1 rRNA gene is annotated in these 695 nt (G+C 48.7%); it reads left to right on the forward strand.

The features are described 5' to 3' along the window. Nucleotides 1-592 precede the first annotated feature (592 nt). Nucleotides 593-695: ribosomal RNA gene (locus ACFQ38_RS01175) — 23S ribosomal RNA — on the forward strand; the annotation flags it as partial.

Below are 695 nucleotides of genomic sequence, written 5' to 3' on the forward strand. Positions count from 1 at the left end.
CGTATCGGAAGGTGCGGCTGGATCACCTCCTTTCTAAGGATATTTACGGAATATGAACCACTGGTTCATACGTTGACGTTTTGCGTTCAGTTTTGAAGGTTCATGAAAAAGCGGAAAATACCGGTTAGCTCAACCGGTCACTGGAGGGCTTGAGTAGAAATGCTTGCATTTCGACCGAAAGACCGAAGTGGACGCGTGAGCTGGTGTTTAGAGCTGGACAACATGATCTTCAAAACTTGTTCCTTGAAAACTGGATAAAACGACATTGAAAGCAATATAGAAAAGCCGAAGCAGCCGTTTAGGCGCGACAGGCATAAGACGGATTGGCGGAGCGGCGTTTTTGCCGCATAGCCGATACGGCTTATGACCCGAGCGTCTGGCTGCTAAGGCTGNTCTATTGATTGAACAAATGCAATACTTTTTAACGAGTAGCTTATGTACTTATCGCTAAGTACCACTACTCACCCGAGGGTTTCAAGACGCAAGCAGGACGAGAAAGCGATGGAATGAGGACCGGAGCGTGCTAAGGCACGTGAGGACCAGAATGACTGAGCTGACGAAGTAATGCGCAGCGTATTGGAAGCCGAATGAAGGTTAAGTTAGAAAGGGCGCACGGCGGATGCCTTGGCACTAGGAGCCTATGAAGGACGGCACTAACACCGATATGCTTCGGGGAGCTGTAAGTAAGCTGTGAT

It is taken from the genome of Sporosarcina contaminans (genome assembly GCF_042679045.1).
Lineage (GTDB): Bacteria > Bacillota > Bacilli > Bacillales_A > Planococcaceae > Sporosarcina > Sporosarcina contaminans.